General features: G+C 63.3%; 4 protein-coding genes. 3 read left to right on the top strand and 1 reads right to left on the bottom strand.

The window, feature by feature from the left end:
* Nucleotides 1-801 (top strand): hypothetical protein (locus VGD20_RS21495; protein WP_331136406.1); only part of this gene is annotated, 801 nt, incomplete at its 5' end.
* A gap of 574 nt (nt 802-1375) precedes the next feature.
* Nucleotides 1376-1825, top strand: coding sequence for a hypothetical protein (locus tag VGD20_RS21490; protein ID WP_331136405.1), 450 nt, complete (start codon nt 1376-1378; stop codon nt 1823-1825).
* 132 nt (nt 1826-1957) lie between these two features.
* On the opposite strand, the gene VGD20_RS21485 is transcribed toward VGD20_RS21490, so the two are convergent.
* A complete protein-coding gene (locus VGD20_RS21485; RefSeq protein ID WP_331136404.1) occupies nt 1958-2233 on the bottom strand; it encodes a hypothetical protein in 276 nt (91 codons plus the stop codon).
* 446 nt (nt 2234-2679) lie between these two features.
* On the opposite strand from VGD20_RS21485, the gene VGD20_RS21480 reads away from it, so the two are divergent.
* On the top strand, nt 2680-3003 hold the full coding sequence (locus VGD20_RS21480; RefSeq protein WP_331136403.1) for a DUF736 domain-containing protein: 324 nt from the start codon (nt 2680-2682) through the stop codon (nt 3001-3003).
* Nucleotides 3004-3124 lie beyond the last annotated feature (121 nt).

Raw genomic sequence — 3124 nt, 5'->3', positions numbered from 1 at the left:
CAGGACGAGGATACGCCGGTATCGCTCCTCCTCGACCTTCCCGATCGCAGCCTGGTACCGGAATCGCGCGACCGCCTCGAAACCTTGTTCGCCGGATCGCCGCTGTCCGAAGCCACGATCCGCGCCAACCGCCAGATTCCGGTCGAGACGCAGAACACGCTCTTTCGCGTGATCGAGCAGCTCTACGATCGCACTGACGACAGCTTCCAGTGGACGGGCATTCCGCGCTCGCACCAGCTCCTCATGGTCTGTAATCTGATCTACGACCATATCGATGGCGGGCGGTCGCTTCGCGGTCATGGCATTTTCGCGGGCGACCAGCTCCAGGCCGCGCTCACCGGCCTGATGCACGCCAAGGGATTCACCGAATTCCTGCGCAAGCGGGTCGAGGCGCGGTGGGCAAAGCATAGCGTCAGCGATGCCGTCGAGCAGGCGCTCGGTTTCCTGCGCAATTATGTCGGCTATCATTTCGGACGCCATCTCATGGTGGTCAGCCGGATACAGGAGGAAGTGCTGCTGAAGCGCTTCCGGGTGAAACCAGGCGACTATAGTCTGCTCGCCGCGCAGGCGGATTCGCTCTTCCTGCCGCCCGGCCTCTTCGCACTCGACGAATATGGAATCCCGTCCGACCTTTCGGTCAAGCTAGCGGGCGACGGCACCTCGCCATCCGACCTCGACGGGGCACTCCGTATGCTCGCCCGCGCGGATCCCGGGCGCGAGGACCTCCATCCGTTCGAGCGCTCGCTGCTCGCCGATGCCAAGCGCGCGCTGCCGGCGCGCGCGCGGATCGAGGTAGGCTGACGGGTCTTTTGCCTTTTCGGGGCTGTCGCCGCGGCCACCTCGGGCGGGCTCGCGCATCCCCGATCGGGCGCCGGCTGGAGTGATCGCGATTGAAGATCGGGGCGATCGGGCAGCGCATTTCGGCCCGTTCTCGCGTAGCGCCTGTTACTCAGATCGGCCTGGGACAGAGAGGGGTCAGTCGGGCCTCAACATATCCGCCCAGATCGTCGCCAGTTCGCGTCGCCGCGGCATGTACGCTACGCGATTATAGAAGAGGATGCCGGCAACAGGCTTTCCGAGCCGGCGTTCACCCGCAATTCTGAGCGCGCGTCATTTGGCTTGCTGAACGAGATCTGCTTCTGAGCTTGCGCTCCCATAAGCTGCCAGTCCTCTATCGGCCGGTCATTCCGCTTTGCTGTGGCAAGAACCGAGCCAGGGAAGACGCGGCCGGGTAGGGCCCTGAATCATCGCCCGTCGCCAACGACAACTTAAAAATTCCTAGCCATAGGACGCTATGCGACCGGAAATCCGTCTCACGACGCCTTTTGCTGCTCCAGCGACTGGAAGGCCAAGACGAAGAGCGCAACGAAGCGGAATGACATATTTCCAGGATCCGCCCGCCCACGCCGAAATGCGCGCCGCGCTATTGGCTTCCACCCACCAGAATATCGCCGCGGCTAAGGAGACGGCTGACGAGGCCACGTATCATCTTGATGCCTTCGGAAGACGCTTCGATAGACTTACCATGCTTGCCAGTACGATAGAGTGCTGCATTGACGTTCTATCCGAGGCGACGCCTAGGCGGGCGCCCGCGAGCGAGGGGCGGAACGACTTTGGCGCGTCCAAGGCCGCGAAATTGCCGGTGTCCGAGATTTCGCGCATTGCTGCCATGTTAAACGATCTCGGCGATCTGGTCGAAAGTGAGAGAACGCTGCCTCGTCGGGCGCGCGCGCTTGCGTGTTTTGGTGCCTTTACAAGCGGACTCCTCGCGGGCGCCGCCGTCGTGTTATTAGCCAGCTTGCTCATGTTCGGTGCTTCGATCTAACCGGCGCATCGGCTCCGTTAACCGGGCGAGAGCCTATTGAATCGACGGCGCCTTTCCTTGGCCTCTTGTGCAGGATGAAACGCCACCAGTCTCAAATAACGTCGGCAGCCGTGGAATCTGGCCGTGAGATTTTTACGCAAGTAACCGCCTTAGGAAATGAATCCGGAAGAGGTCGAGAAGCGCCTCGGCTGTTTCGCCATCGTTAGCATGCGCGACCACTTGCAACCCCCCGTCGGCGGCGGTCGCGAACTCGAACGGCTGGAGCCCTGTCAACCGGAGCGTAGCGGGCTCAAGGCCGTCGCGGCGGAGCGTGGCGTGTGCGGCGTCGTCGATCGACAGGCCGATCCAGATCCCGGCGCTGCGCGCCGCGAGATCCTTAAGATCCGGGTGTTCACCCGCGATCATCATTTCGGCCCTGCCGTCCAATTCATGTCCCCTGTGCCGCCATTCGCGCGATCGTCGAGCCGGGAGCGCGAGCCGCGACGTCAGCGAATCCGGTGCTTGATCCTGGATGCCTTGCTACGGCCGAGTGAGTCTGGCCATCCAATTTCGATGAGGCGTTCAGCAAAATATCTTTAGCCCTGCATCGTTCCCAATCCCGCTGGCGACCACCCCGGCGCCGGAGTGAGCCCGTCTGGCCGGGCGCGAAACGCCGCGCAACGGCCGTCCCTCGCGCTTTTTTCCCCGCCCGCTGCGCGGGCTCCTCGCGAACCGCGTTCCGCGTCCAAAAAAGCGCCGGGCCGTCCGTCCTCCGCTTCGCTGCGGCCCTGCGGGTGCGCGCCGTCTCCATGCGCCCGTCCTGTCTCTGCTCACGCTCCGGGGATGGTCTCCGGCAGCGATAAAGGAGACGAACAATGGCAGCAATCGGCTTTGTGAACGGCACCATCGAAAAAGGCTTCGTTGGCCAGCTCAAGACCCTCTCGATCCGCGCGAGCATCGAGATCAGCCCGAACCGCAGCAAGGGGAACGACGTCCAGCCCGATTTCCGGGTCTTCTCCGAAGGCGTCGAGATCGGCGCCGGCTGGGTCCGCACCGGCGAGGTCTCGGGCAAGACCTATGTCTCGCTGAGCCTCGCCGCTCCCGAATTCGGACCGCGCCGGCTCTATGCGAACCTCGGCCGCGCTGCGGGTCAGGACGATGACGACACCTATGCCGTCATCTGGAACCCGGCCGACTGACGACCGGACCCCGTGCCCGCCTCGGCGGGCGCGGGGTTCACCCTTTTCGTTGTCACACCGTAATATTCGGCTAGGATTCATGCACACATGAAAACCGATCTTGACCATCTTCCCGGCAGCA

The organism is Sphingopyxis sp. (assembly GCF_036402335.1).
Taxonomy (GTDB): Bacteria; Pseudomonadota; Alphaproteobacteria; order Sphingomonadales; family Sphingomonadaceae; genus Sphingopyxis.
Note: the sequence above shows the minus strand (reverse complement) of the source record. Positions and strands in the feature narration are given on the sequence as shown.

Bases quoted from the DNA above. Each gene is read 5' to 3' on its own strand.
- VGD20_RS21480 (WP_331136403.1), top strand. From the start codon at position 2,680: ATGGCAGCAATCGGCTTTGTGAACGGCACCATCGAAAAAGGCTTCGTT.
- VGD20_RS21485 (WP_331136404.1), bottom strand. From the start codon at position 2,233: ATGATGATCGCGGGTGAACACCCGGATCTTAAGGATCTCGCGGCGCGC.
- VGD20_RS21490 (WP_331136405.1), top strand. From the start codon at position 1,376: ATGACATATTTCCAGGATCCGCCCGCCCACGCCGAAATGCGCGCCGCG.